The sequence below is a fragment of the Streptosporangium sp. NPDC000509 genome (assembly GCF_042898365.1).
Taxonomy (GTDB): domain Bacteria; phylum Actinomycetota; class Actinomycetes; order Streptosporangiales; family Streptosporangiaceae; genus Streptosporangium.
This window is the reverse complement of sequence record NZ_JBIAYX010000003.1, coordinates 175554-202498: the sequence shown is the minus strand read 5'-3', so window position 1 is coordinate 202498 and position 26945 is coordinate 175554. Positions and strand designations below refer to the sequence as shown.

The window sequence follows — 26945 nt, the reverse complement described above, 5'->3', positions numbered from 1 at the left end:
CCCGGAACCAACCAGGAGGAACACGAAGTGACCCGCATCGCCATCCGGCGCGCGTTGATCGCGGTGTATGACAAGAGCGGGCTGGAGGAGCTGGCCCGTGGGCTCGACGCCGCGGGTGTGGAGATCGTCTCCACCGGGGGCACCGCCGCGAAGATCGCCTCCTTCGGCGTCCCCGTCACTCCTGTCGAGTCGCTGACCGGCTTCCCCGAGTGCCTCGACGGCCGGGTCAAGACGCTGCACCCGCGCGTGCACGCCGGGCTGCTCGCCGACAGCGGCAACCCGTCCCACACCAAGCAGCTCGAAGAGCTGGAGATCGAGCCGTTCGAGCTGGTGGTGGTGAACCTCTACCCGTTCGAGGAGACCGTGGCCTCGGGCGCCTCCGACGCCGAGTGCGTGGAGCAGATCGACATCGGCGGCCCCGCGATGATCCGGGCCGGGGCGAAGAACCACGGCACCGCCGCGGTGGTCGTCGACCCCGCCTCGTACGGCGAGGTGCTGGCCGCGATCGCGGACGGCGGCTTCACCCTCGCGGAGCGCCGCCGCCTGGCCGCCGCCGCGTACGCCCACACCGCCGCCTACGACACCGCGGTGGCCTCCTGGTTCGCGAGCGTCTACGCCGCCGAGGAGGGCGCGTGGCCGCGTTACATGGGCGCGGCCTGGGAGCTGCGGTCGTCGCTGCGCTACGGCGAGAACCCGCACCAGGGCGCCGCCCTGTACTCGGGGCAGAAGGACGGCCTGGCCAACGCCGAGCAGCTGCACGGCAAGGAGATGTCCTACAACAACTACCTCGACGCCGACGCCGCGTGGCGGGCCGCGTGGGACTTCGACGCGCCCGCCGTGGCGATCATCAAGCACCAGAACCCGTGCGGCATCGCGATCGGCGCGGACGTCGCCGAGGCGCACCGCAAGGCCCACGCCTGCGACCCCGTCTCGGCGTACGGCGGGGTGATCGCGGTCAACGCGGAGGTGACCGGGGAGCTGGCCCGGCAGATCGCCGAGGTGTTCACCGAGGTCGTGGTGGCGCCCTCCTTCACCGGGGAGGCGCTGGAGGTGCTCACCGCCAAGAAGAACATCCGGTTGCTGTCCTGCCCCGCGGGACCGTCCAACCCGGCGGAGTTCCGCCGGATCGACGGCGGCCTGCTGGTGCAGACCGCCGACCGGGTCGACGCCCCGGGCGACGATCCGTCCAACTGGGAGCTGAAGGCCGGACCCGCCGCCTCCGCGGAGGTGCTCGCCGACCTCGTCTTCGCCTGGCGGGCGTGCCGCTCGGTGAAGTCCAACGCGATCCTGCTCGCCTCGGACGGCGCGTCGGTGGGTGTCGGCATGGGTCAGGTCAACCGGGTCGACTCGGCGCGGCTCGCGGTCTCCCGGGCGGGCGAGCGAACTTCGGGTGCCGCCGCGGCCTCCGACGCGTTCTTCCCCTTCCCCGACGGTCTGCAGATCCTCATCGACGCGGGGGTGAAGGCGGTCGTGGAACCGGGCGGTTCGATCAGGGACGAGGAGGTCGTCGCGGCCGCCGAGGCGGCCGGGGTGACCCTCTACTTCACCGGAACCCGTCACTTCTTCCACTGACCCGCTCCCGCTGCGCGGCCGCCGCGACGACTGTGGCGGCTGCGCACAGGAGATAGGAAAGTGGCGGATTAGACAGGACCACCTGGATGAAAAAGCTTTGACCTGCGGTTAGTCTGAAGCATCCCTTTCGTCACAGTCGTGGAGCCTCCTCATGCCATTGCTCGACCACGCCCTGTACGCCTTTGTGATCATGCATGGTGTCTGGATCAGCCCCTGGATGATGATCATCATCGCGCTCGGCGCGGCCTACCTCAGCGGGCGGGCGATGGAGTGGATCCCCTTCACCCGCAGGATCATCGAGCGCAAGGAGGCGAGGGAGGCGGAGCGCGGCTGATCCCGCGATCTCGGGCCCTTCTCCCTCGGGGACGCGGAGCAGGCCCCGGCGGCGCCTGACGGTACGGGCGGCGCCTGACAGCACGGGCGACACCGAATGTCTCGGGCAGGACCGGATCATCCGGACCCGCCCGAACCATTCGGCTCGCTCGTTCGCGAGACCTCGCTCACCGGACCTGCCCGGCACTCACCGGACCCGCCCGACCCATTCGGTGCGCCCGTCCATGAGACCTTTCTCACAGGATCCGCGGCCACCGGGCCTCGCTCACGAGGCCCTGCGGTTCGCGGTGGTGGACGACGCGGTCTGAGGCTCGGGAGCGCCGGCCGCGCGCTGCGGCGGCACCACGGGGGTGGGCCTGACCAGCCCCAGGGCGACGACCTCGTTCGCCAGCCTGGTGCGCCGGTTGGTGCCCTCCGGGATCCGGAACTTCTGGTAGAGGCGCAGGAGGTGCTGTTTGACAGCCGCCTCCGTCACCACCAGATCGTCGGCGATCTCCCTGGCCGTGGCCGGTGCGACGAACGCCTCGTCCGACAGCGCCGGACGGCACAGTGACGTCAGGACATCAACCTCCCGCCTGGTCAGCTCCGGCGCCGCGGCGCGGCGGAGCTCGATCTCCGGGGCGAAGTCCTCGCGTGGCACTCCGCCGATCCTGCCTCGTGCCGCACCGAAGGACACCACGTCACCGTCGTCAAGCACCCTCCGGGCGATCGGCCGACCGTTGACCCGAGTGCCGTTGCGGGACAGGCCCAGGTCAACGACGTACAGGTAGGGTCCGCGCCGGACGAATTCCGCGTGCAGCCGGGAAACACTCGGATCGGTGAGCCGGATGTCCACTCCCCGGCCACGTCCGATCGTCGTGATCTCGGGGCGCAACGGGACCACCTCGCCTGTGTCCTCGATGCGTATGAACGGCCCCTCCACGGCAGTTCCTCCCCAGGTAGCCCGCCGTAACTATTCCTACAGCTCCGGCTTACCCAGACGAGGTGATGGGGAATCGCCTTTGCCAGAAGGAGAATCCCACGTGAAATTGGCGTGCACCTCTCGGGAGAGTTTCCGCTGCTCACAGGTAGACTTCGGGCACAGATAAGCGGAGGAAACACTTATGGCGGACAAACCCACCAAAGGTCTCGCCGATGTCGTAGCCGCATCCACAGCGCTCAGTGACATCGACGGTCAGGCCGGTCGCCTCTTCTATCGTGGCTACGACATCCACGATCTGGCGGGCCGCACCACCTTCGAAGAGACCGCCCACCTGCTCCAGTACGGCACCCTCCCCACCCGGGACCAGCTGGCGGCGTACGGCGAGGAGCTGGTTCGAGGGCGCACGCTCGGCGCGCTCGTCGAGGCCAACATCCCGGAGATCGCGGAGAAGCAGGCCCCCATGGAGGCGCTGCGCACGCTGGTCTCGCTGGCCGGAGGCGACGATCCCGACAAGGACACCAACGACCCCGAGGCGAACCTGCGCAAGGCCGCCAGGCTGACCGCGCAGCAGCCGATCCTCGTCGCCCGCTACCACGCGGCCAGGACGGGCACCACCGTTCCCGACGCGGACCCCGAGCTGAGCGTGGCCGCGAACTTCCTCCTCCAGATCACCGGCCGTACCCCCGGTGAGCGCGAGGTCGAGATCTTCGACGCCTGCCTGGTCCTGCACGCCGACCACACGATGAACGCCTCCACGTTCGCCGCCCGCGTCTGCGCCGCGACCCTGTCCGACATGCACTCGGCCGTGGTGGCGGCGATCGGCACCCTCAAGGGCCCCCTGCACGGCGGCGCCAACGAGCAGGTCATGCGCACCCTGGAGTCGCTCGACGCGGGTTCCGTCGCCCAGGCCGTACGGGACAGGCTCTCCGCGGGAGAGAAGATCATGGGCTTCGGGCACCGCGTCTACAAGACCGAGGACCCGCGGGCCACGCATCTGCGCAGGATGTCGCGGGAGCTCGGCGAGGCGTCCGGCGACGACACGTACTACCGGATGTCCAAGGAGATGGAGGAGGTCGTCTTCGAGACGAAGGGCCTCTACCCGAACGTCGACTTCTACGCGGCGACCGTCTACCACTATCTCGGCATCCCGACGGACCTGTTCACTCCCGTCTTCTCCGTGAGCCGCATGTCAGGATGGACCGCGCACGTCATCGAGCAGCACGCCGACAACCGGCTGATTCGTCCGGACAGCGAGTACATCGGCGAGCGTGACCAGAAGTGGAAGCCGATCACCGAGCGATGAGCCGGGATCAGGTGATCAGGGATCGTATGACCTGGAATCAGAGGAAATGGGATCATGCGCACCGGGATCATGTGACCCCGAATCAGAAGAACCGGGATCGGACAGGTCGGAATCGATGAGTCGGAGGCGAGAGCGAGTGATGGGCCGGTGAACGCGCGAGCGGTGAACGCGAACGAGGAGCGCTGGGGCGCGTACCCACTGGTGGCGGTCGGCGCGGTCGCCGCCATTGTCTTCGCGGTGCTGCTTGACATGCCCGAGTGGGGCGGTTTCGCCCTGGGTGCCGTCATGACGCTGGGGGCGCTGGCCAGGCTGGCCGGAGGCGGGCGGCTCGCCGTGCGCCGCAAGACGACCGACGTCCTCACCCTCGCGGGTCTCGGAATCGCGCTCATGGTGGGCGGGCTGATCCTCGAATATCCGGCGCTCATGCCGATGCGATAGGTCGGAGGAACGGGTGCGTCGCCAGGCGACGGGCCCGGTCCGATAGCCTCAACGGCCAGTGAGCCTCAAAAAGGACTGTCTGGCCAAATTAGTTCAGAAGGGGAACCACACGCATGCCCAAGATCAAGGTAGAGGGCCCCGTCGTCGAGCTTGACGGCGACGAGATGACCCGGATCATCTGGCAGTTCATCAAGGACCAGCTGATCCTTCCCTACCTCGACGTCGACCTGAAGTACTACGACCTCGGGATCGAGCACCGCGACGCCACCGACGACCAGGTGACGATCGACGCCGCGAACGCGATCAAGCAGTACGGCGTCGGCGTCAAGTGCGCCACGATCACCCCTGACGAGGCTCGGGTGGAGGAGTTCGGCCTCAAGAAGATGTGGAAGTCCCCGAACGGGACCATTCGCAACATCCTCGGCGGTGTCATCTTCCGTGAGCCGATCATCATGTCCAACGTGCCGAGGCTCGTCCCCGGCTGGACCAAGCCGATCATCATCGGCCGTCACGCGTTCGGCGACCAGTACCGCGCCACCGACCTGAAGATCCCCGGCGAGGGCAGCCTCACTCTCACCTACACCCCCAAGGACGGCTCGGAGCCGATCGAGCTGGACGTCTACGACTTCCCCGGCCCCGGCGTCGCGATGGCGATGTACAACCTGGACGAATCGATCCGCGACTTCGCCCGCTCCTCCATGCGGTACGGCCTGTCGCGCGGTTACCCGGTCTACCTCTCCACGAAGAACACGATCATGAAGGTCTACGACGGCCGTTTCAAGGACATCTTCGCCGAGGTCTACGAGACCGAGTTCAAGGCCGACTTCGACGCCGCCGGCATCACCTACGAGCACCGCCTCATCGACGACATGGTCGCCGCGGCGCTCAAGTGGGAGGGCGGATACGTCTGGGCCGCCAAGAACTACGACGGTGACGTCCAGTCCGACACCGTCGCGCAGGGCTTCGGCTCGCTCGGCCTGATGACCTCGGTCCTGCTCACCCCCGACGGCCGCACCGTCGAGGCCGAGGCCGCCCACGGCACGGTGACCCGCCACTACCGTGAGCACCAGAAGGGCAACCCCACCTCCACGAACCCGATCGCCTCGATCTTCGCGTGGACCCGGGGCCTGCAGCACCGCGGCAAGCTCGACAACAACCCCGCGCTGATCGACTTCGCGGAGAAGCTCGAGCAGGTCTGTGTCGAGACCGTCGAGGGCGGCCAGATGACCAAGGACCTCGCCCTGCTGGTCGGCGGCGACGCCAAGTGGCTGACCACCCAGGACTTCCTGGCGGCCCTGGACGAGAACCTGAAGAAGAAGATGGGCTGACCGGCACCCGACCGGTCTCCGGCGGCACCGGCCCTCACCCGGCCGGCACCGTCGCACGCAGAACCCGCAGGACCCGTAGGAAAGGGCCGCCCCACGGCGGCCCTTTTTCCGTTGCGGCCATGGCCCGGCACAGGGGAGCCGGTCACGACGCCGTCGCGGCCCCCAGGACGAGCGAGGCGTCGGCCGGGAGGCCGGGTACGCGGTGCGCCCGTCCGTTGACGGCGTCCACGCGGAAGAAGCCGAGGAGGTCGCCTCCCGCCTTCGCGCTCATCCTCACGACCACCTCGCGGTTGTTCAGCCAGCTCACGACCTCGGCCTCGGCGGGCCGCTTCACCTCGGGAAGCGGGAGCCGTTTGAAGACGTCTCGTGATGTGGCGTCGACGATGTGGAGCCGGTGAGGGTTCTCGCCCTTTCCGGCGACGATCGCGGCGGAGTATCTCCCGCTGGGGGAGTCCGACCAGGTCCCGTACCGCTCCCGGAGCCAGGGGGAGATCTTCTCCGCCGGGGACATCTGTTCCGCGGGCAGGGATGTCAGGGTGCCGGTCGTGAAGTCGGTGCGCAGACGCCGCTCGCCGAGGGTGACGGTGAAGTGGCGGCCGTTGGGGGAGACGCTCACCGCGGTGCCGTTCTCGGTGTCGGCGGGGACGAGGACCGGCGACAGGTGGCGCTTCACGCCGCTGCCGAGGTCATGGGCGACGTAGCGGCGCTCCGCCGCGCTGAGGTAGGCGATGCGGCGCCCGTCGCGGCTGACGGCGGGGACGAGCCGGGGGCGCTCCCCCTCGTCCCCGTGTGCGAGGCGCTGGGCGGCGTCGGGGACGCTCAGCGTCGACGCGCAGGGTTTCCGGCCCTCGCAGGCGTTGGGGCCGGGAGCGGGGCTCTCGGGGCCACCGGGAGCCAGTGTCAGCGTCCAGCCCGCGCAGGTGACGTCTCCGGCCCGCGCCGGGGGTGCGGCGTCGCCCTCGGGACACGGTGCGGGGACCGCGTAGCGGATCACCGAGGAGGTCCGCGGGGCCTGCCACGCCGCCGGGGCGCCGCCGGGTTCCCCGCCGGCCTGTTCCCGGCCGTCGGGCGCGGAACCGTCCGGCTCCCGGCCGTCGGGTTCGGGGCTGGAGACCGCCCGTACGGGCTCCTGCGCCGCGCGGGCCTGGTTGCGCTCGCCCAGCGCCGAGTTCCACACCTCGCCCTGCTGGAGCACGATGAAGGCGGCGACCAGTCCGACCGGGACGAGCGCGGCGGCCACGGTGAGCAGGATCCCCCTGGCGCGGCGCCGCCTGAGCGTGCGCATGGACCGGGCGGAGAGATCGGGGACGGAGGCCTCACCCGCGGCGTTGGCCATCCTGGTGATCAGGCGGCTCTCACTGCCCTTGGTGAGGGTGTCGACCGCCTCGGCGATCTCCGCCTCCACGGTCTTCTCCGGCAGCCCGAGAAGGGAGGCCATCTCCGCGCGGGACCTGCCGTCGTGCAGGCAGGCGACCACGAGAAGCCGCTGCCGGGGCGGGATCCGTACCAGCGCCGTCGGCCCCGCCGCGCTCGGCCGCTGGAGGAAGCGGCGGTAGAGCGCGATCTGGGCGTGCGTGGTGGGGTTCTCCCACAGCGGCGGCGGCCAGGAGAGGGCGACGGTGTGGAAGGAGCGCAGGGTGAGGCGGATGGCCTGCTCGTGGCTGCCGGTGAGGAGAAGGGCGGTGCCGACGAGGGAACGCTGATCGCGCTGTACGAACTCGCGATAACCGATATATCGGCGCATGGAAGTTTTTGCTCCGGCTTGCCTGAGGGACGTACAACGGTAGCGATCTAAGCGGCTGGAGCGCCAGATTGGGGTTAATGTCGGAAATTGGGTGGGTGGGACGCCCGTTGTTTCTTGGCGTGACACGACCGGAAGACCGGTCGTTCCCGGAAGGAATGTGAGGTCACGTCGGGATAACAGCGGGAGAGGGCGGGTCATGGCGCCGTAAAGTTTGCCACGTCGAAGATTACGAGACCGTGGGGACGATGATGCCGGATATCGCGCCACTGGAAGCGGGAGAGCCGCGCCAGCTCGGGCCGTTCCGCGTTGTCGGGCGGGTCGGCGAGGGCGGGCAGGGCGTCGTCTACCTCGGGATCAACGCCGCGGGGGAGCGGGCGGCGATCAAGTTGCTGCACGTGAAGTTCTCCGGCGACGCCATCGCGAGATCCCGGTTCGCCAGGGAGGCGAGGGCGGCCCAGCGGGTCGCCTCGTTCTGCACGGCGGGCGTGATGGACGCCGACCTCGAAGGCGACACCCCCTACATCGCGAGCGAGTACATCGAGGGCAGGTCGCTGCGCGAGGTCGTGGAGACCGACGGCCCCCTCAGGGGCGCCCCGCTGCAGCGGCTGGCGATCGGCACGGCCACCGCGCTCACCGCGATCCACCACGCCGCGATCGTGCACCGCGACTTCAAGCCCGACAACGTGCTCATCGCCGCCGACGGCCCGAGGGTCGTCGACTTCGGGATCGCCCGCATCCTCGACTCCACCGGCACGATCACCAGCCGGGCCATCGGCACCCCCGCCTACATGGCGCCCGAGCAGATCTCCGGCGCCGAGGTCGGGCCGCACACCGACATCTTCGCCTGGGGGGCGACCATCGCGTTCGCCGCGACCGGCGAGACCGTCTTCGCGGGCGGCTCGATCGCGGTGGTGCTCAACCGCATCCTCAACCACGAGATCGACCTCGGCATGCTGCCGGAGCCGCTGCGCGGCGTGGTCGGTTCGGCGCTGGCCAAGTCACCCGCCATGCGACCCTCGGCCGACCAGCTCCTGCTCCGGCTGCTCGGCCATCCCGAGACGGCGAACGCCTCGCCCGCGATCCTCACCCAGGGTGCCCAGGTCGCCGTCCCCAAGTCCTCCCGCGACGAGCCTCGGTCTCGTACCCAGGACCGTGACCAGAGCGGTGACCGAAGCGGTGACCAGGGCCGTTCCCATGGGCAGGGCCTTTCCGGTGAGCAGGGCCGTGAGCGGGGGTATGCCCGCGACGTCGGCGGTCAGGGCCGTGACGACGACGCCACCAGTCCCATGCGGACTCCGAACCCCAGGACGGGCGGTCTCCCGAACGACCCGCCTCTCCCGTCCACCGGGTTCCAGGTCCGGCATCCCGCCCACGACCGGCGTACGCACCCCGGCCACGGCGATCAGAGCGGAGGGACTCACCCGGGGCAGGGGAGCCGGACCGGGGCCGGCCAGGACGAGCGCCGCGCACCCACCGACCACGGCGGGCCCTCACACGTGCCCACATCCTCGGAGTACCCGTCCCTCCCGGACCACCGCGCTCCCGAGTCGTATCCCCCGGAGTATCCGTCCTTCCCCGGCCACCGCGCTCCCGAGTCGTATCCTTCGGAGCGGCGCCTCCCGGACCACCGCCCGCAGGAGCACCGCTCCTCGGGCCGTCACGACCATCCGGCTTCTCCCGACCACCGGGACCGCCCGCCGTCTCCCGACTACTGGGACCGGTCCCCGTCTCCGGGGTCTCCCGGGTACGTGGGGTACGCCGGGGAGGTGCCGCCGCCCAGCTGGCAGGCGGCCACGATCCCCGACGGGACACCGAAGACGCAGAAGACGCCGCGCCGCCCGCGTGGGAGGCGCTGGATCGCCGCCGCGGTGGCCGTGCTGCTGCTCGCCGCCGGGGCGGTCGCCGCCTACCAGTGGTGGCCGAGGCCCGTCGACAAGGGCGGGCCGAAGGAACCGGTCCCGACGGCGTTCACCTCCGTGGCGGACAAGGCCGCCAAGACCGGCAAACTCGTCATCGGCCTGCGCGACTCCCTGCCCGGCATCGCGCTGAAGAACCAGGGCAGGTGGAGCGGCTTCGAGGTCGACCTCGCCCTTGAGATCGCCAAGGCGCTGGGGGTGCCGGAGAGCGGTGTCACCTTCCGGGCCACCGCCCGTCCCGACCGGCCGAAACTGCTGGCGAACGGTGACGTCGACCTCGTCCTGGCCACGTACTCGATCAACGACACCGACGACGTCACCTTCGCGGGGCCGTACTACCTCGCCCACGTCGACGCGCTCGTCAAGGACGGCTCGCCGATCGTGACCGTGAAGGGCCTGGAGGGCAGCCGGATGTGCCAGCCGGACTTCAGCGCGGCCGTGGCGGTCCTGCAGGGCGCGGTGGAGCGGCTCACGCTGGTTCCCGCGAAGACCTACTCCGACTGCGTCAACAAGCTGGCCGCCGGCGAGGTCGACGCGATCCCCGGCGACGACCTGCTGCTCGCCGGTTTCGGCAACCGGGAGAGCATCCGCTACAAGCTGCTCGGCCTGAAGCTCACCGACGAGCGCTACGCGGTGGCGCTCAAGAGGGGCGACGTGCGCACCTGCGAGGCCGTCAGGGGGGCGATCGCCGACCTCTACCGGAGCGGCACGGTCCGTAAGCTGCTCGACAAGCACTTCTCCAAGGTCGAGTTCCCTGAGCGGGAGAACAACCTCCCCACCATGGCCCCCTGCTCCTGACGCGCCGTCACACGACCTTGCCGGGGGAACCGGACCTGGAGGGAGCCGGTCACCCGGTCGTGACATTCGGCCGACGTCCGGAGACGGGCCGGCGGTCCACCGGTGGACACCGGCGTCCATCGGCGGACGGACGTACGGGGGTGCTCTCACCCGCGGTCGGCGGGGCGTTCGTCGCACCGGTCCCGCCACCCAGAGGGCCGATCAAGGCACTCGCCGGACGGTCGTCCACGGTGGACGGGTAGCATCCGAGCGTCACAATTCATCCTTCGAGTGGGGGAAGGTCATGGCCCAGACTCCCGTAAAGGTCACCGTCACCGGCGCCGCCGGTCAGATCGGCTACGCGCTGCTTTTCCGCATCGCCTCGGGCCAGTTGCTGGGCGCGGACGTCCCGGTCACGCTGAGCCTCCTGGAGATCCCGCAGGCCGTGAAGGCCGCGGAGGGCACCGCGATGGAGCTCGACGACTGCGCGTTCCCGCTGCTGAGCGGCATCGAGGTCACCGACGACCCGAACGTGGCGTTCAGCGGCGCCAACATCGCGCTGCTGGTCGGGGCCCGTCCCCGCAGCAAGGGCATGGAGCGCGGTGACCTCCTCCAGGCCAACGGCGGCATCTTCGGCCCGCAGGGCAAGGCGATCAACGACAACGCGGCGGACGACATCCGCGTGCTGGTGGTCGGCAACCCGGCCAACACCAACGCGCTCATCGCCCAGCAGCACGCCCCGGACGTCCCGGCCGAGCGCTTCAGCGCGATGATGCGTCTCGACCACAACCGCGCGATCTCCCAGCTCGCCGCCAAGCTCCAGGTCCCGGTCTCCGAGATCAAGAAGATGACCGTCTGGGGCAACCACTCCGCCACTCAGTACCCCGACCTCTTCCACACCGAGGTCGGTGGCAAGATCGCCGCTGAGCTGGTCGACGACGCCTGGCTGCGTGACACCTTCATCCCCACCGTCGCCAAGCGCGGCGCCGCGATCATCGAGGCCCGGGGCGCGTCCTCGGCCGCCTCCGCCGCCAACGCGGCGATCGACCACGTCTTCGACTGGGTCAACGGCACCGACTGGACCTCGGCGGCGATCCCCTCCGACGGCTCGTACGGCGTTCCCGAGGGGCTCATCTCGTCCTTCCCCGTCGCCTCGCGCGACGGAAAGTGGGAGATCGTCCAGGGGCTGGAGATCGACGCCTTCTCGCGCGAGCGCATCGACGCCACGGTGCGCGAGCTGGAGGAGGAGCGTTCCGCGGTGCGCGAGCTCGGTCTGGTCTGAGCGGCCACGCGGCCAGGCGGTTTTCGATCCGAGCACCTGCACGTTCTCCGGTCCGAGCCCGTCACGCGCTCTTCGACCTGAGCCGCCCCGCGAACGGGGCCCCGGCACGCCGGGGCCCCGTTCGCGTTCCCGGCCCTTTCTCCGCGCGGCGGCGGGAGGTTCCCCCGCGCGGCGGTGGGAGGCTCCTCCGCACCTTCGCGGCGCGGACGGCGAGGGGAGAAAGCGGCGTGTCGATCGTCGCGGAGCGGCGTGACCCGGCGTTCAATGATCACTTGTGGCCGGGGGATCGGTGTTCAGGGAGTACGCCGCGGTGAGGGTCGTCGCCGGGGTGATCTGTCTCGCGCTCGTCGCGACACCTCGGGGAGCGTTCGCCTCGCCAGGGGACGACACCTGGGGGGCCGCCGACCTGTCGGTTCGGCTCACGGCCTCCCCGAAGCGCGCGCAGCCGGGGCAGCCGATCACCTACCGGGCCGAGGTGCGCAACGACGGGCCGGGGGACGCGGTGCTTCCGCTGCTCACCGTCCGGCTGCCGGAAGAGGTGGCGGTGATCGGCGTGAACGTCGCCGAGTGCCGTCCCGGCGCGGTGGCAGGGGAGGTGGTCTGCCCCTCGGTGAAGGATGTCATGGCAGGTCAGGTCGGTGGGGTGACGATCACGGGGCTGGTGAGGTCCGGCGCGAGGGGGCCGCTGAGGGCGAGCGCGACGATCTCCTCCGAGGTCGTGGACGACGACGAGGCGAACAATGTCTTCGAGACGCTGACCGAGGTGGACGAGGGTACGGATCTGGCGGTCCGGTTGTCGCGCGTGGCGCGTACGACGCGGGCGGGCCGCCTGGTGACCGTGGCCGCGGTGGTGCGCAACCGGGGACCGCGACGCGTCCACGACGCCGGGGTCCTCTTCGACACCGGCGGGGCGCGCCTCATGTCGGCGAGGGGGGCGCGCTGCGACTCCCTCCCCGCCTATGTCGGGTGCAGGCTTCGTACGGTCGGCGCGGGCAGGCGGGTGCGCTTCACGCTCGCCTTCGTGGCCCGCGCGCACGCGCCCAGGGCCGAGGCGACCGTCTACTCTCTTCGGCTGGGCGACCGCCGTCCCGCCAACAACACGGCTCGCTTCCGCTTGAGGTAGGCGTGGCCGCCCGGCCGCACGTTTCCACGGACGGCGGCAGGCGGCGGCGGACGAGGGCAGACGAGGGCGGACGAGGGCAGACGGGGGCGCTGTGTCAGCCGCGCAGGGCGGCCCAGGCGTCGGCGACGACGTCGCGGATCGACGGGTGCTCGGGCTTCCAGCCGAGCTCACGCTGGATCTTGGCGGACGAGGCGACCAGCACGGCCGGGTCGCCGGCGCGGCGCTCGCGCACGACCGCGGGGATCTCGTGGCCGGTGACCTCACGGCAGACCGACAGCACCTCCTGCACGGAGAAGCCCGTCCCGCTGCCCAGGTTGTAGATCTTGTGCTCGCCCGCCGAGCAGGCGTCCAGTGCCAGCAGGTGGGCTTCGGCGAGGTCGGCCACGTGGATGTAGTCGCGCACGCATGTGCCGTCGGGAGTGGGGTAATCCGTGCCGAACACGCTGACCGACTCGCGACCGCCGAGTGCGACGGCGAGGACGTTAGGGATCAGGTGGGTCTCCACGGTGTGACGCTCGCGGTAGACGCCGCCGTCCGCGGCGGTGTAGGCGCCGCCCACGTTGAAGTAGCGCAGGCTCACCGCGGCCAGGCCGTACAGTCCGGCGAACGCGCTCAGCGCGGTGTCGACCGCGAGCTTGGACGCGCCGTAGGGGTTGGTCGGCCGGGTCGGGTCGGTCTCCTCGATCGGGGAGCGCTCCGGCTCGCCGTACGTCGCGGCGGTGGAGGAGAAGACGATCCGTCCCACTCCCGCGCTCCGCATGGCGTCGAGCAGGGCGAGGGTGCCGCCGAGGTTGTGCGCCCAGTAGAGGTCCGGCCGTTCCACCGACTCGCCGACGAGGGACTTCGCCGCGAAGTGGAGCACGCCGTCCATGCCGGTCAGCAGGCCGGCGGCCTCGGTGATCGACCCTTCGACGAAACGGGCGCCCGGTGGCACCGCGTCGGCGTGGCCGGTGGAGAGGTCGTCCAGCACGGTGACCTCGTGGCCCGCCTCGACGAGTCGCGCCGCCACGACGCCGCCGATGTATCCGGCGCCTCCGGTGACGAGCAGCTTCACGGGGCCTCCTGTTTGATGATGTTTGTACTTGTTTACTTTTGTAAGTCTATTGCCAGCATATGCTGGCACATCAAATATCGACCACCGCCGGAACGGGCGACCGCCATGACGGAGACGATCTCGTGAACAGCGTCCTGGCGAACATCGCCTTGGTCATGCTCTTCGTACTGATCGGGGGATTCTTCGCCGCGGCCGAGATGGCCATGGTCTCCCTCAGGGAGAGCCAGGTCAGGCGGCTCGACGCCCAGGGCCGCAGGGGGGCGAGGGCGGCGAAGCTCGCTCGCGACCCCAACCGCTTCCTGTCCGCCGTGCAGATCGGCGTCACCGTGGCGACCATGCTCTCGGCCGCCTTCGGCGCCGACACCCTCGCCCAGGACCTCATCCCCGTGGTGACCGGCTGGGGGACGCCCGAGGCCGTGGCGGCCCCGCTCTCCCTGGTGCTGGTGACGCTGGCGATCTCGTACGCCTCGCTCGTCCTCGGCGAGCTGGTCCCCAAGCGCATCGCCCGGCAGCGGGCCGAGGGGATCTCCCTGCTGGTCGCGCCGTTCCTCGACCGGATGGCCCTGCTGTCGCGGCCGATCATCTGGACGCTCTCCAAGTCCACCGACGGGGTCGTCAAGCTGCTCGGCGGCGACCCCCGTGCCGACCGCGAGGAGATCTCCACCGAGGAGTTGCGCGACATGGTGGTGGGTCACCACGAACTCACCGCCGACGAGCGCCACCTGATCGGGGAGGTCTTCGCGGCGGGCAAGCGGCAGCTGCGCGAGGTGATGCTGCCGCGCACCGAGGTGGAGTTCATGTCCGTCGACACGCGGCTGGCCGAGGCGGCGGTCCTGGCCGCGGCCATGCCGCACTCCCGCTTTCCCGTCTATCGCGACTCCTACGATGACATCGTGGGCTTCGTCCACATCCGCGACCTGCTCGACCCGGTGCTGACCGGGTCCATCGAGCCGATCAGCGAGCTGGTGCCGATCCGCCCGGTCAAGCTGGTCCCCACCAGCAAGCGGCTGATGGCGACGCTGTCGGAGATGCGCAAGGAGGGGCACCACCTGGCGATCGTGGTCGACGAGTACGGCGGAACGGCGGGCATCGTCACCCTGGAGGACCTCGTCGAGGAGCTGATCGGCGACATCCGCGACGAGCACGACGTGGCGGACGAGCACGTCGCGCTGCCCGCGGGAGAGGTCGAGCTCGACGGTCTGGCCAACCTCGACGAGGTGGCGGCCGAGACCGGGATCCGACTGCCCGACGGTCCGTACGAGACCCTCGGCGGGTTCGTCATGGGAGCGCTCGGACACCTTCCCGCGCTGGGGGATCGGGTGGAGATCCCGGGGTTCGACCTCACGGTCACCGACATGGACGGCCGCAGGGTCTCCCGGGTCAGGATCAAGCGGAGCGCGCCGCGCCAGGAGACGCCGCCCGCCTCCGAGGGCTGAGCCTCGCGAACCAAGCACTCCCGACAGCTGACAGAATTGGCTGCTATGGCCAGTCCTCGTGTCCTGTCGGGAATCCAGCCGACCGCAGACTCCTTCCACCTGGGAAACTACCTCGGTGCCATCAGGCAGTACGTCGCCATGCAGGAGGGGTACGACGCGTTCTACTGCGTCGTCGACCTGCACGCGATCACCGTGGACTACCAGCCGGAGGTGCTGCGCAGGCGCTCCAGGGTCGCCGCGGCCCAGCTCTTCGCCGCGGGTCTCGACCCCGAGCGCTCCACGGTCTTCGTGCAGAGCCACGTCCGCGAGCACACCGAGCTGGCCTGGGTGCTGATCTGCCTCACCGGGATGGGCGAGGCCGGGCGGATGACCCAGTTCAAGGACAAGGCGGCGAAGGCCGGTGAGAGCTCGGCCAGTGTCGGGCTGTTCACCTACCCGATCCTGCAGGCGGCCGACATCCTGCTCTACCAGGCCAACCAGGTGCCGGTCGGCGCCGACCAGAAGCAGCACCTGGAGCTCACCCGCGACCTCGCGCAGCGCTTCAACCACCGCTTCGGCGAGACCTTCACGCTGCCGGACCCGCACATCGTCAAGGGGGTCGAGAAGATCACCGACCTCCAGGAGCCCACGGCGAAGATGTCGAAGTCCTCCTCCTCGCCCACCGGGATCCTGGACCTGCTGGAGCAGCCGGGGCCGCTCCGCAAGAAGATCATGCGTGCGGTCACCGACACCGGCTCCGAGGTCCTCGCCGACGACGAGAACAAGCCCGGCGTCACCAACCTGCTGCGCATCCAGTCCGCGCTGAGCGGCGTCCCGATCCCCGAGCTGGAGGCGCGCTACGCCGGGCAGGGGTACGGCACGTTCAAGAAGGACGTGGCCGAGGTGGTGATCGACACCTTCACCCCGATCCGCGAGCGCACCGAGAAGCTGCTCGCCAACGAGGCGGAGCTCGACCGGATGCTCGCCGTCGGGGCGACCAGGGCCCGCGCGGTGGCCGCCGAGACCATGGCCAAGGTGCGTGACCGGGTGGGCTTCCTGCCCACTTCGTGATCTTCCGTCGCGGTCCGGGCGGTGTTCTCAGCCGGACCGCGACGCCTCCACACGGCCCTGACGACCTTCCTTTGCGCGGGTTCGGGCGGTCTCCCGCCCGCTGCGTGATCTCTCGTGTACGCACGGCTGTTTTTTCGCCGCCGTTCACGATCGGGACGGCGGTGATTGGGTAGGGGGCGCACGTGACAAGCGTGCTGGAACGTATCCAATCGGCCCGTGAGCGGTTCGGGAGGGCGTTTGGTGCGGCCCGGATCAGGTGGCGCTGGCTGGATCATCTGGTCAGGACCTTCCAGCGCTACCAGATCCAGTCCGGTGACCGGCTCGCCGGAGCGGTCAGCTACTTCGCCTTCCTGTCGTTCTTCCCGATCATCGCGCTCGCGTTCGCGGTCTTCGGCTATTTCCTCTCCGTCAGGCCCGACGCCATCGTGACCCTGCAGACGGCGATCAACCAGTATCTGCCGGGTCTCGCCGACAAGCTGCCGATCCAGCAGATCGCCGAGTCCCGGACCAGTGCCGGGATCATCGGCCTGCTCGGGCTCCTCTACGCCGGACTCGGCGCGATCGACGCGCTGCGCGGCGCGTTGCGCGAGATCTTCATGACGACCGAGGCGCCGCTCAACTTCGTCCTGGCCAAGCTCAGGGATCTGGCCGCGCTCCTGCTCATCGGCACCACGCTGGTGTTGTCGGTGCTGATCGGGGGGTTCGCCACCCAGGCGAGCGGGGTCGTGGCCGGGTGGCTCGGTCTGGCGGGTTCGCCGGTGGCCACCGTCACGATCTGGCTGGCGGGATTGACGGTGAGCGTGCTCACCGACGTCGTGGTCTTCCTGGTCATCCTGCGCTGGCTGGGTCGCTCCAGGCAGCCGCTGCGGGTGCTGCTGCGCGGCGCGCTGTTCGGCGCGGTCGGTTTCGCCCTGCTCAAGCAACTCGCCGTGCTGATCCTTTCCGGCACCCTGAACAATCCCGTCTACGGGGTGTTCGCCGTGGTCGTCGGCCTGCTGGTCTGGCTCAACCTCTCGGCTCGGGTGATCATGTACGCCGCCGCCTGGACCGCCACCGCCTCCCTCGGTCCCCCGCCCGATCCCACCCCGGTCCCGACGACCGCCCTCCGGGCCTGATCCTCCGCAATCTCGCGAGCTCCGCCGCTCGCTATATCTTGTTCCCCGATATATGTTGTCAGGCATGACTCCGAGAGTGATGACGGAGCCGGCGTTTCTCATCCTCACCGCGCTGGTCGGCGAGCCGTGTCATGGCTACGGCATCGTGCGGGAGGTCGAGGAACTGTCCGGCGGGCGGGTTCGGCTCAAGGTCGGCACGCTTTACGGCGTGCTCGACCGGCTCGCGGGCGACGGGCTGGTGGCCCTCGACCGCGAGGAGGTCCAGCAGGGACGGCTGCGCCGTTACTACCGGATCACCGACTCCGGTTCACGGACGTTGGAGGCCGAGGCCGTCCGGCTCGCGGAGAACGCGAGGACCGCCGTCGATCGTCTCCACGCCCGGCGGGGCCGCCCCTCCGTCGCGGGAGGCCCCGCGTGAGAGGGAGCGAGGACGCCCATGCGAAAGAGGGCGAGGACGCCCAGGTGAGGGAGGGCGGGGACGCCTACGCGAAAGCGGGCGAGGACACCCGCGTGAGGGAGAGCGGGGACGACGGTGCGCCGACGAGCCTGCTGGAGAGGCGCTACCGCCACTGGCTGCGCCTGCTGCCCGCCTCCTACCGCGCCGAGCGCGAGGAGGAGATGGTCTCGGTGTTCCTGGAGGGCTCGCCCGGCGTCTCCGACGCCGACGGGCCCCGGCCGCGCTGGTCGGAGATCGCCAGTATCGCCGTGCTCGCGGTCCGGGTCCGCCTCGGCGGAGCGGGTGGCGCGGAGCCCAGGTTCCTCGCGTGGGGCGAGACGGTCCGCCTGACGGCCCTGCTGGGACTGGGCCTCCAGGCGTTCCTCGGCACCCTGACCGCCGTGGTCGCCCTGCGTACGTACGGGATGATCGGCACGGCCGAGCCCCTGCTCGCCCAGGCGGCGGGTCCGGCGGGGTCGCCTGAGCGGCTCGCGAACATCCTGGGGGTTCTCGCGAGCCTTCTGTGGTTCGCCCCGTTCGCGGCGCTTCTCCTCGGACACCCCCGCGTCGCCAGGACGTCGGCGCTCGTCGCACTCGCGGCGGGGCTGCCGGTCCCGGTCCAGACGTCCCTGGACGGCTTCCCCGGGCTCGCGCTCGCCGGCCTTCTGGCCCCCCTGGTCACCGTGTCGGCCCTGTGGGCCGGTTTCCAGCGGGACTCGCGCCCCGCGCGGCGGTCACCGTGGCTTCTGCTCCCTCCGCTCGCCGCCGGTGTCGCCGTCGCCGCGCTGTACGAGGTGATCGCGTCTCCCGCCGCGACCGTCGCCTGGGTATGGCCGTGGCTGGACGAGCTCGGCCTCAGAAGCGCGTTCGTCCTGGGGGTCGGCGTCGCGTACGTCTGCGTGCACGCGTACGCACCCGCGCGGCGCACCCCGTCGTGGCCGCTCGCTCTCGCGATCCTGGCGCTGCCGACGCTGTGTGCTCGCCTGGTCGGGCTGAGCCACCACTTCGGCTTCGCCGACGGGATAAGCCGGACCATCACCCTCGGCATGGTCGGCCAGGCGGTGCTGCTCCTCGCCCTCGTCGTCGGGAGTGTCGTCCTGGGGATGAGGATCCTTCCGGCGGCACCGGCCAGGAGCGGCCGGGGACCGGTCGAGGGGTGAAGGGCCGCCCTTCGCGGCGGGGCCGTGCGTACCGCCTCGGGTCGCTCCGGGGCGTACGCGTGTCCGGAGCGGATCTCTCCGAGGGGCGTGGTGTCGCACGCACCGCCCGGAGCGGACGTTCGCCGGAGTGCAGGCGTCGGCGCCGATTCCGATGCGCGGGGTCGTGCGCGCCGCCCGGAGCGGGTCGCTCCGGGCGGCGCTGGATCTCGTGCTGGATCTCGTGCTGGCTCTCGTCAGCGCGCCCGGCGGGAGCGTCCGCGCAGGCCGTACATCAGCCAGGTCAGGCTGCCGAGCAGGACGGCGCCGAGGGCGTAGTAGACGACGGGGACGTTCTCGTCGGCGGGTCTCGTGGCCGCGGCCGGGTCCTGCGCGGAGACCGGAGCGGGGAGTGCGGGGGCCGCGGCGGGGGGCGCCGAGGCGGCGGGCCCGGTGGGCAGCGGAGCCGGTTCGGGGACCGGGTCGACCAGTTGGCCGACCGGGACGACCTTGCCGCGGTTGGCGAATCCCCAGTCGAGCAGGTCGGCGACCTCCTCCCAGAAGTAGCCGTCATGCCGCATGATCGACACGATGACGGTGTGGCCGTCGCGCTTCGCGGCGCCGACGAAGCTGCCCAGGGCCTTGGAGGTCCAGCCGTTCTTGACGCCGATCATGCCCTTGTAGCGCCAGAGCAGCTTGTTGTGGTTGCCGATCTCGTAGTAGCCCTTGGGCGCCGGGAACTTGTCGGTCTTCGTGCTGATATATCGCCGAAAATCGGCGTTGGCGAGGCCGGCGCGGGCGATCAGCGCCAGGTCGTAGGCCGAGCTGCTCTGACCGGGCTTGTCCAGCCCGCTCGGGGTCTTGGCCACCGTGTCGAACGCCTGCAGGCGCCTGGCCTCGGCATTCATGTCCGCCAGGGTCGTGGCGAGGCCGCCGTTGGCCTCGGCCAGGGCCATCGCGCAGTCGTTGCCCGAGACCAGCATCAGCGCCTTGAACAGGTCCTCGACGGTGTAGAGCGGTTTGGGGACCAGGCCGACCGCGCTGCCCTCCTCGTTCACCGCGCGCCTGCTCGGCGTGATCTTCAGCTTCTTGTCCAGCTTGGGGATGAGGGTGAGGGCGGTGAGCGCCTTCAGCGTGCTCGCGGGAAGGTAGCGCCCGTGGGCGTCCTTGGCGGCCAGCACCTCACCGGTCTCGGCGTCGGCGATCACGTACGACTTCGCGGCCGTCTTGGGAGGGGCCTTCACACCCGCCGGGAGGATGAGACCTCGCCCCCCGAGCCGGGAGCCACCGACCGGCTCCCTCTCGTGGCGCGCGGCCGCTGGAACGGCACCCATGCGCAGGTCCGGCGAACCGGCCGCCGCGGGCGCGTCCGCGACCCGGGCCTGTGCGGGCGCGCCGAGGAGGGCGGTCGCCGCGAGCAGCACCCCGACGGGTGCGACATGTTTGATCCCCATGATGAGCTCAGGGTAGCTTCGTACCGGTTCGCATGGAGTTACAGGTGCCCTGACCAGCTGCGAACCACTCGGCGGAATACTGACACCATGCGAATAACGCGAAAGACAGCCGCTTTCCTGGTCGGCCTTGCCGCTTTCATGATCTTCGAATGGATCACCCTTGGCTTCAACCTGGCGGATGGTCATCCGACGGCCTTCTACGTGGTCCACGGAATCCTGATCGCCGTCAACATCGTGCTGGCGATCGTGCTCGGTGCGATCGGCCTACGCGCTCTGGCGAAGCGTGACGAGCGTCCTTCCGTGTAGCTCGGCGGCCTCCTCGGCGGAGTCGCCGATGCTGGTGAACCCGAGCTTGCCGTACTTCGTGACCCCGCCCAGCATGTGCAGCACGTTCCCGGTGCGGCGCTCGCGGTCGAAGCCGAGGCCCTCGTCGTGGATCAGCTTGACCACCTCACCGGGCAGACGGCCCCGAAGGGAGGGCGAGGCGCAGTTGTCCGTCGCCACGTAGTGCTTCGGCCGGCCCGCGTGCACGAGCGTGTGGCTTTCCGGATCGTACGACGCGCCGGTGGTCAGGAGGGCGGCGCCGAACGGGTGGGTGGTGCCGCCGATGCGCAGGTTGATCTCGCACATCAGCGTCCGGTAGCCGCCGTCGGTCTTGACGGCGAAGAAGTCGATGCCGAACAGCCCCACCACCCCGCGGCCCGCGAGGATCCTGGCGATCCGCTCGGCGTACTCGCCCAGCTCGGCCCGGTACTCCTGCCGGGCGGGGAAGCAACAGCCCTGGTAGACGTCACCGTTGGGGCCGCCGAGGACCTGCTCGTGGGTGGCGACCACGTCGTACGAGCCGCCGGGGGTGATCCGGGCCAGCGCGCTGGGGGAGCGCAGCGGCCGGTCCTCGATGAACTCCTCGATCACCGCTCCCCGCTCGGCGACCTTCTCGGCGAACGTCGTCCAGTTCTCGTCGGAGGCGGAGAAGCTCGTGGGGCAGGAGGCGAGTGGCCGATCGTCCTTGGTCACGATGGCGTTGCCGAGCCCCGAGTAGCTGTTGTTGAGCTTGACCATGAGCCTGCTCGCGGGCTTCATCGCGCGGGCGGCGTGTTCCACCTCGGTCAGCGAGCGCAGGTCGCCGAAGCCCCTGACCAGCGGCACCCCTGCCTCGTCGCCGATCACGCGCCCGCCGCTCTTGGAACCCAGGTGGGCGAGGGAGGTGGCGGGGCCGTAGATCGGCAGGGAGAGGATCCCCGCGAGGCGCTCCTCGTACTCGCTCACCACGAACGGCACCATCCAGGCGGGTCTGTCGTTCCTGCCCGCGTCCGAGGGGACGTCGCCCTGCGGGGGGTCGCCGAGGGCGGCACGGATGCGCGCGATCACGTCCGGGCGGCGCAGCAGCGCCTCGGTGAGCGGATGCGTGTCAGGATCATCCAAACTGATCATCCGCAGACGGGTGCGGGCCTCGTCGGGATCGTCGAGGAAGCCCAGGTAGTAGTCCACGACCGCGCTGTCCACCGGCGTCGAGGTCAGGTAGACGACCTCGACCTTCGGCTTCCTCAGGGTGAGGAGGAGAAACAACAGTCGCTCCTCGTAGGAGAGGGCGCCGGTGATCCTGCGCAGCTCATCCTGGGGAAGCGACAGCGAGGGGAGGACCACCAGGGTGCCCTCGTCCGGTTCGAATATGCTCAAACGCGACTGCCTCTCCCCGAATGGGATGTTAGTGATCATGTGAGGAGTGAAACATGCATTCCTCCCGTTTACATCACTCCGCCGGGTTCGATGACCGGCACCTGAGGTCACGTAAATTGCCAGGTCGGCGATGTTTGGGAATGGTCCGGTGGTGACGTCCCTCCGGTACCCGCCCTCCCCCGGTACGACCATCGTCTCATAGTCAATTTGGGCTATCTTTCCTGGTCATCCCGGGTCGGAAGGTGTACGAGTGGGGCATGGGGTGCCAAAACATTTGGCCTGGATGTCGGCGAGCTGCTCGGGAGGAGGGATAAAGTCGTTGTCATCGCCAACGCGACGGCTTCCCCGGGGCACCGGCCTGCCGCTCACGCGTCGGTGACCGACCAGCCCGTGCTGACGCGGCCCGTGAGACCCCACTCCGGTCCGTCGGTGCGGCGATCGCTTTTTTCGAGACTGCCTCATGGGTTTCGAGATCCTGGGCAGTTGCACGGTGCGTCGAGGATCCAGAGCCCGCCGGCGCGGATGGGACGGTGTGCAATGCGGGGGCGTAATTTGCGGGGAGAGCTCGACACGTTCCTCGCCGGTCGTGAGCAGGAGCTCATCGCTTTCCGCCGGGACCTGCACATGCATCCCGAGCTCGCGTTCGCCGAATACCGCACGACGCAGCGCGTCGCCGAGCGCCTCACCGCCGCGGGGCTGGTCCCCTCGGTGCTGCCGCGCGGCACCGGCCTGCTCTGTGACGTCGGCAGCGGCGACGGCCCGACCGTGGCGCTGCGGGCCGACCTCGACGCGCTGCCCGTGCCCGACGAGAAGGACGTCCCCTACAGCTCGACGGTCCCCGGCGTGTGTCACGCCTGCGGGCACGACGTGCACACCACGATCCTGCTCGGCACCTCGCTCTTCCTCGCCCAGCAGGCCGAGGCCGGTCTGCTGCCCGGCAGGGTCCGGCTGATCTTCCAGCCCGCCGAGGAGCTTCCCGGCGGCGCGCTGGAGGTGATGGCCTCGGGCGGTATCAGCGGCGTGGACCGCATCTTCGGCCTGCACTGCGACCCCCGGCTGGACGTCGGCAAGGTCGGCCTCAAGGTCGGTCCGATCACCTCGGCCTGCGACAGGGTCGCGATCCGGGTGAGCGGTCCCGGCGGGCACACCGCCAGGCCGCACCTCACCGCGGACCTCGTCTTCGCGCTCGCCAAGATCCTCACCGAGCTCCCCGCCGCGCTCTCGCGCCGGATCGACCCCCGTTCCTCGCTCAGCCTGGTCTGGGGCCGGGTCGAGGCGGGCTCGGTGGCCAACGCCATCCCGGACGACGGCGTCGCCGAGGGCACCGTGCGCTGCCTGGACGAGGCGGCCTGGCACGCGGCCCCCGACATGATCAAGTCGCTGCTCGAGTCGGTCGCCGGCGCGTACGGCGTCGAGGCCGAGATGGAGTACGTGCGCGGCGTGCCGCCGGTGGTCAACGACAAGGTGAGCGTGCAGATGCTCGCCGAGGCCGCCGAAGGCGTGCTCGGCGAGGGTGCCCCCGTGCCGACGGAGCAGAGTCTGGGCGGTGAGGACTTCGGCTGGTATCTGGAGTCCATCCCCGGCGCGTTCGCGAGGCTCGGCACCCGCGAGCCGGGGTCGGCGCACCTGGCCGACATCCACCAGGGCACCTTCGACGTGGACGAGAGCGCGATCGGCACCGGGGTACGTTTCCTCGCGGCGACCGCGCTCACCGCCCTGTGGGAGGGGCAGCGCCCCGTCGCGGGCGACACGCTCATGGCCGTGAACGCCGACAAGTAGTGGGTTCCTGACATCTAGTCAGACGAAAAGTCCGGACATATCCTGAGGAACCAGCCGATGGTCCCCGAAGAAGATCATCGGCTCCCGGGCGGACGCACAGGCGTCGGGCCGTGGCGGACGTCCGGAGCTACCGACAGGTAACCCTGCCCGGTTTTTGGGTCACAAGGTGGCTTGAGCTGGATAACGGACCTGTTGCGGACTCATGCGTTGGTTTGGTCAACCCTGATGGACCAACTATCTTCCGTGCAGGGTTGCCGTGCGTCTCTTCGCGCGTGCACTGAAACGCGAAGGGAGTCCATCTTGCTTCAGAACCGATTCGGCAAGCTGGCCGCGACCGCACTGGCGGGCAGCATGCTCATGGGAGCTGCCGCGTGTGGTGGAAGCGAGGAACCGGCCACGTCGGCGCAGCCGAGCGGGGCCGCGAGCAGTGAGGCGCCGGCGGCGACGGGACCGAAGGTCGGTCTCGCGTACGACATCGGCGGGCGTGGCGACCAGTCGTTCAACGACTCCGCGGCGGCGGGCATCGACAAGGCCAAGACCGAGCTGAACCTGGCCGAGGTCAGCGAGCTGGAGGCCGGTAACGGCGAGACCGAGGCGGCCAAGGAGGAGCGGCTCCGCCTGCTCGCCGACGGCGGCTTCAACCCGATCATCGCCGTGGGGTTCGCGTACTCCAACCCGGTGAAGAAGGTCGCGACCGAGTTCCCCGACGTCAAGTTCGCGATCGTCGACGACGCGGCGGCCGAGGCTCCCAACATCTCGAACCTGCTGTTCGCCGAGCACGAGGGCTCCTTCCTGGTCGGTGCCGCGGCGGCGCTGAAGAGCAAGAAGAACCACGTGGGCTTCGTCGGCGGCGTGCAGGTGCCGCTGATCAACAAGTTCGAGGCCGGATTCGCCGCGGGCGCCAAGGCTGTCAAGTCGGACGTGAAGATCGAGGTCAAGTACCTCACCCAGCCGCCGGACTTCACCGGCTTCAGTGACCCGGCCAAGGGCAAGACCGCGGCCGAGGGCATGTTCGACGCGGGCGCCGACGTGGTCTACCAGGCCGCGGGCGGCTCCGGTGGCGGCGTGTTCGAGGCGGCGAAGGCGGCCAAGGGCCTCGCCATCGGCGTCGACTCCGACCAGGCGAAGACCGCCGCCGCCGACCTGCAGGGCGTCATCATGACCTCCATGGTGAAGAAGGTCGACGTCGCCGTCTTCGACTTCCTGAAGAGCTTCACCACCAACCAGGTGAAGGCCGGCAGCACGATCTACGACCTCAAGGCCGACGGCGTCGACTACTCCACCACCGGTGGCCAGGTCGACGACATCAAGGCTCAGCTCGACGAGTACAAGCAGAAGATCATCTCCGGCGAGATCACCGTTCCGGACAAGACCTCCTGACCTGGTACTAATGAGGGGCCCGGCGGACATTTCCCCCGGGCCCTTTGTCCTACCTTGATCAACATCTGTTCCACTTTCACCACCACGTTCCGTATCGGGGCATCCGTACGGAGGAGGCCGTCATCAGCACCTCGGCACCGGCCGTCGAACTCTCGGGCATCACCAAACGATTCCCCGGCGTCGTCGCCAACCGCGACATCTCCCTTTCCGTGCGACAGGGCCACGTGCACGCCGTCGTCGGCGAGAACGGCGCGGGCAAGTCCACCCTCATGAAGATCCTGTACGGCATGCAGCGCCCGGACGAGGGGAAGATCCGCGTCAACGGCGAGGACGTGAGCTTCCGCTCCCCGGGCGAGGCGATCGCCGTGGGCATCGGCATGGTCCACCAGCACTTCATGCTGGCCGACAACCTCACCGTCCTGGAGAACGTGGTTCTCGGCAGCGAGCCCAGAAAGGGCGGGATCGCCCTCGACTTCGGCACCGCGCGAAGAAAGATCAAGGAGATCTCCGACTCGTACGGCCTCGGCGTCGACCCCGACGTCACCGTCGAGGACCTGGGCGTCGGGGCCCGCCAGCGGGTGGAGATCCTGAAGGTCCTCTACCGGGGCGCCCGGATCCTCATCCTGGACGAGCCGACCGCCGTGCTCGTGCCGCAGGAGGTGAAGGAGCTCTTCGCCAACCTGCGCGAGCTGGTCCGCGAAGGGCTGACGATCATCTTCATCTCGCACAAGCTGGACGAGGTGCTCTCGGTCGCCGACGCCATCACCGTCATCCGGCGCGGCACGACCGTGGCCAGCGTGGACCCCAAGGACGTGACCGCGAGGCAGCTCGCCGAGCTGATGGTCGGCAGCGAGCTGCCCAGCCCGGAGACCCGCGAGTCCACCGTCACCGACGTGGTGGCGCTGTCGGTGCGCGACCTCACCGTCCTGTCCGCCGACGGCCGCCGTGTTGTGGACGACGTGGGCTTCGAGATCCGCAAGGGCGAGGTGCTCGGCATCGCCGGGGTCGAGGGCAACGGCCAGGCCGAGCTGGTCGAGGCGATCATGGGCATGCGCCCGGCCGACGGCGAGATCCGTCTCGGCCAGCACGACATCTCCGAATGGACGACGCTGCGCCGCCGCGAGGCCGGCATCGGCTACATCCCGGAGGACCGCCACCGGCACGGCCTGCTGCTGGAGGCCCCGCTCTGGGAGAACCGGATCCTCGGACACCAGACCAGGCGGCCCAACGTGAAGGGTCCCTGGATCGACCGCGCGGGAGCGCGCGAGGACACCCGGCGCATCGTCGAGGCGTACGACGTCCGCACCCCGGGCATCGACGTGGACGCCTCGGCCCTGTCCGGCGGCAACCAGCAGAAACTGATCGTCGGCCGGGAGATGAGCGGGGAGCCCGTCTTCCTGATCGCCTCCCACCCGACGCGCGGCGTCGACGTGGGCGCGCAGGCCGCGATCTGGGACCACCTGCGCGCGGCGCGCGCCGCGGGCCTCGCGGTCCTGCTGATCTCGGCCGACCTCGACGAGCTCATCGGCCTGTCGGACACCCTGAAGGTGATCCTGCGCGGCCGGATCGTCGCCGAGGTGGATCCCAAGGACGTGACACCCGAGCGGCTCGGTTCGGCCATGACGGGTGCTGGAGAGGCGGCATGAACACCCACGTAGCGCACACGCCCCCGGGAGCGCGCGGTATG

General features: G+C 69.9%; 22 protein-coding genes. 17 read left to right on the top strand and 5 right to left on the bottom strand.

The features are described from left to right. The first annotated feature begins 27 nt into the window (after positions 1–27). Both purH and ACFY3D_RS07130 read left to right on the top strand, forming a co-directional pair. Positions 28–1572 carry a bifunctional phosphoribosylaminoimidazolecarboxamide formyltransferase/IMP cyclohydrolase gene (gene purH, locus ACFY3D_RS07135; protein WP_389975993.1) on the top strand — a complete coding sequence of 515 codons (1545 nt, stop codon included), beginning with the start codon at positions 28–30 and terminating at the stop codon, positions 1570–1572. A 151-nt stretch (positions 1573–1723) separates the two neighbouring features. Continuing rightward, positions 1724–1906: a hypothetical protein gene (locus tag ACFY3D_RS07130; protein ID WP_389975990.1), complete on the top strand. Its 183-nt coding sequence runs from the start codon at positions 1724–1726 to the stop codon at positions 1904–1906. A 264-nt stretch (positions 1907–2170) separates the two neighbouring features. On the opposite strand, the gene ACFY3D_RS07125 is transcribed toward ACFY3D_RS07130, so the two are convergent. Then, positions 2171–2827 (bottom strand): FHA domain-containing protein, encoded by a 657-nt coding sequence (locus tag ACFY3D_RS07125; protein ID WP_350943436.1) that lies wholly within the window; start codon positions 2825–2827, stop codon positions 2171–2173. 181 nt (positions 2828–3008) lie between these two features. Here ACFY3D_RS07125 and ACFY3D_RS07120 point away from each other — a divergent pair, with 181 nt between their 5' ends. The 3 genes from ACFY3D_RS07120 (at position 3009) to ACFY3D_RS07110 (ending at position 5896) form a co-directional block, all read left to right on the top strand. Further along, on the top strand, positions 3009–4130 hold the full coding sequence (locus ACFY3D_RS07120) for a citrate/2-methylcitrate synthase (RefSeq protein WP_389975987.1): 1122 nt from the start codon (positions 3009–3011) through the stop codon (positions 4128–4130). A 147-nt stretch (positions 4131–4277) separates the two neighbouring features. Then, positions 4278–4568: a DUF3017 domain-containing protein gene (locus ACFY3D_RS07115; protein ID WP_350943439.1), complete on the top strand. Its 291-nt coding sequence runs from the start codon at positions 4278–4280 to the stop codon at positions 4566–4568. Between the two features lie 113 nt (positions 4569–4681). Next, positions 4682–5896, top strand: coding sequence for an NADP-dependent isocitrate dehydrogenase (locus tag ACFY3D_RS07110; RefSeq protein ID WP_389975984.1), 1215 nt, complete (start codon positions 4682–4684; stop codon positions 5894–5896). A gap of 142 nt (positions 5897–6038) precedes the next feature. Here ACFY3D_RS07110 and ACFY3D_RS07105 read toward each other — a convergent pair whose 3' ends face one another. Continuing rightward, the gene (locus tag ACFY3D_RS07105; RefSeq protein WP_389975981.1) at positions 6039–7640 is read right to left on the bottom strand and encodes a hypothetical protein; all 1602 of its coding nucleotides are present in this window, start codon (positions 7638–7640) and stop codon (positions 6039–6041) included. Between the two features lie 245 nt (positions 7641–7885). On the opposite strand from ACFY3D_RS07105, the gene ACFY3D_RS07100 reads away from it, so the two are divergent. From ACFY3D_RS07100 to ACFY3D_RS07090, 3 genes are all read left to right on the top strand, one after another. Then, positions 7886–10354 (top strand): protein kinase, encoded by a 2469-nt coding sequence (locus tag ACFY3D_RS07100; protein ID WP_389975978.1) that lies wholly within the window; start codon positions 7886–7888, stop codon positions 10352–10354. Between the two features lie 283 nt (positions 10355–10637). After that, positions 10638–11615: a malate dehydrogenase gene (locus ACFY3D_RS07095; RefSeq protein ID WP_389975976.1), complete on the top strand. Its 978-nt coding sequence runs from the start codon at positions 10638–10640 to the stop codon at positions 11613–11615. Between the two features lie 274 nt (positions 11616–11889). Then, positions 11890–12738 carry a hypothetical protein gene (locus ACFY3D_RS07090; protein ID WP_389975973.1) on the top strand — a complete coding sequence of 283 codons (849 nt, stop codon included), beginning with the start codon at positions 11890–11892 and terminating at the stop codon, positions 12736–12738. A gap of 94 nt (positions 12739–12832) precedes the next feature. Here ACFY3D_RS07090 and galE read toward each other — a convergent pair whose 3' ends face one another. Next, positions 12833–13792 (bottom strand): UDP-glucose 4-epimerase GalE, encoded by a 960-nt coding sequence (gene galE / locus ACFY3D_RS07085; protein ID WP_350943445.1) that lies wholly within the window; start codon positions 13790–13792, stop codon positions 12833–12835. 122 nt (positions 13793–13914) lie between these two features. Here galE and ACFY3D_RS07080 point away from each other — a divergent pair, with 122 nt between their 5' ends. The 5 genes from ACFY3D_RS07080 (at position 13915) to ACFY3D_RS07060 (ending at position 18989) form a co-directional block, all read left to right on the top strand. Next, positions 13915–15228, top strand: a complete 1314-nt coding sequence (locus ACFY3D_RS07080; protein ID WP_389975970.1) for a hemolysin family protein — start codon at positions 13915–13917, stop codon at positions 15226–15228. Between the two features lie 45 nt (positions 15229–15273). Continuing rightward, a complete protein-coding gene (gene trpS, locus ACFY3D_RS07075; RefSeq protein ID WP_362502675.1) occupies positions 15274–16278 on the top strand; it encodes a tryptophan--tRNA ligase in 1005 nt (334 codons plus the stop codon). Positions 16279–16460: 182 nt separating this feature from the next. Beyond that, the gene (locus tag ACFY3D_RS07070) at positions 16461–17393 is read left to right on the top strand and encodes a YihY/virulence factor BrkB family protein (protein WP_362896183.1); all 933 of its coding nucleotides are present in this window, start codon (positions 16461–16463) and stop codon (positions 17391–17393) included. Between the two features lie 64 nt (positions 17394–17457). Then, a complete protein-coding gene (locus tag ACFY3D_RS07065) occupies positions 17458–17811 on the top strand; it encodes a PadR family transcriptional regulator (protein WP_389975967.1) in 354 nt (117 codons plus the stop codon). Beyond that, on the top strand, positions 17808–18989 hold the full coding sequence (locus ACFY3D_RS07060; protein ID WP_389975964.1) for a hypothetical protein: 1182 nt from the start codon (positions 17808–17810) through the stop codon (positions 18987–18989). The genes ACFY3D_RS07065 and ACFY3D_RS07060 overlap by 4 nt, the downstream gene beginning before the upstream one ends. A 233-nt stretch (positions 18990–19222) precedes the next feature. Here the strand turns inward: ACFY3D_RS07060 and ACFY3D_RS07055 are convergent, their stop codons facing one another. Further along, on the bottom strand, positions 19223–20419 hold the full coding sequence (locus ACFY3D_RS07055; RefSeq protein WP_389975962.1) for a D-alanyl-D-alanine carboxypeptidase family protein: 1197 nt from the start codon (positions 20417–20419) through the stop codon (positions 19223–19225). 87 nt (positions 20420–20506) lie between these two features. Between ACFY3D_RS07055 and ACFY3D_RS07050 the strand changes: the two genes are divergently transcribed. Beyond that, complete coding sequence (locus tag ACFY3D_RS07050; protein WP_389975959.1) at positions 20507–20725, top strand: SCO4848 family membrane protein; 219 nt, start codon at positions 20507–20509, stop codon at positions 20723–20725. On the opposite strand, the gene ACFY3D_RS07045 is transcribed toward ACFY3D_RS07050, so the two are convergent. Continuing rightward, the gene (locus ACFY3D_RS07045; protein ID WP_350943453.1) at positions 20684–22099 is read right to left on the bottom strand and encodes a peptide ligase PGM1-related protein; all 1416 of its coding nucleotides are present in this window, start codon (positions 22097–22099) and stop codon (positions 20684–20686) included. The two genes, ACFY3D_RS07050 and ACFY3D_RS07045, sit on opposite strands and share 42 nt — an antisense overlap. Before the next feature lie 537 nt (positions 22100–22636). Between ACFY3D_RS07045 and ACFY3D_RS07040 the strand changes: the two genes are divergently transcribed. The 3 genes from ACFY3D_RS07040 (at position 22637) to ACFY3D_RS07030 (ending at position 26904) form a co-directional block, all read left to right on the top strand. Further along, positions 22637–23878, top strand: coding sequence for a M20 family metallopeptidase (locus tag ACFY3D_RS07040; protein ID WP_389975955.1), 1242 nt, complete (start codon positions 22637–22639; stop codon positions 23876–23878). A gap of 300 nt (positions 23879–24178) precedes the next feature. Further along, on the top strand, positions 24179–25258 hold the full coding sequence (locus ACFY3D_RS07035) for a BMP family protein (protein ID WP_389975952.1): 1080 nt from the start codon (positions 24179–24181) through the stop codon (positions 25256–25258). Between the two features lie 122 nt (positions 25259–25380). Beyond that, positions 25381–26904 (top strand): ABC transporter ATP-binding protein, encoded by a 1524-nt coding sequence (locus ACFY3D_RS07030; RefSeq protein WP_389976596.1) that lies wholly within the window; start codon positions 25381–25383, stop codon positions 26902–26904. Positions 26905–26945 lie beyond the last annotated feature (41 nt).

Bases quoted from the DNA above. Each gene is read 5' to 3' on its own strand.
- ACFY3D_RS07040 (WP_389975955.1), top strand. From the start codon at position 22,637: ATGCGGGGGCGTAATTTGCGGGGAGAGCTCGACACGTTCCTCGCCGGT.
- ACFY3D_RS07095 (WP_389975976.1), top strand. From the start codon at position 10,638: ATGGCCCAGACTCCCGTAAAGGTCACCGTCACCGGCGCCGCCGGTCAG.
- ACFY3D_RS07065 (WP_389975967.1), top strand. From the start codon at position 17,458: ATGACTCCGAGAGTGATGACGGAGCCGGCGTTTCTCATCCTCACCGCG.
- ACFY3D_RS07105 (WP_389975981.1), bottom strand. From the start codon at position 7,640: ATGCGCCGATATATCGGTTATCGCGAGTTCGTACAGCGCGATCAGCGT.
- ACFY3D_RS07100 (WP_389975978.1), top strand. From the start codon at position 7,886: ATGATGCCGGATATCGCGCCACTGGAAGCGGGAGAGCCGCGCCAGCTC.
- ACFY3D_RS07055 (WP_389975962.1), bottom strand. From the start codon at position 20,419: ATGGGGATCAAACATGTCGCACCCGTCGGGGTGCTGCTCGCGGCGACC.
- ACFY3D_RS07130 (WP_389975990.1), top strand. From the start codon at position 1,724: ATGCCATTGCTCGACCACGCCCTGTACGCCTTTGTGATCATGCATGGT.
- ACFY3D_RS07110 (WP_389975984.1), top strand. From the start codon at position 4,682: ATGCCCAAGATCAAGGTAGAGGGCCCCGTCGTCGAGCTTGACGGCGAC.
- ACFY3D_RS07050 (WP_389975959.1), top strand. From the start codon at position 20,507: ATGCGAATAACGCGAAAGACAGCCGCTTTCCTGGTCGGCCTTGCCGCT.
- ACFY3D_RS07120 (WP_389975987.1), top strand. From the start codon at position 3,009: ATGGCGGACAAACCCACCAAAGGTCTCGCCGATGTCGTAGCCGCATCC.
- trpS (WP_362502675.1), top strand. From the start codon at position 15,274: ATGGCCAGTCCTCGTGTCCTGTCGGGAATCCAGCCGACCGCAGACTCC.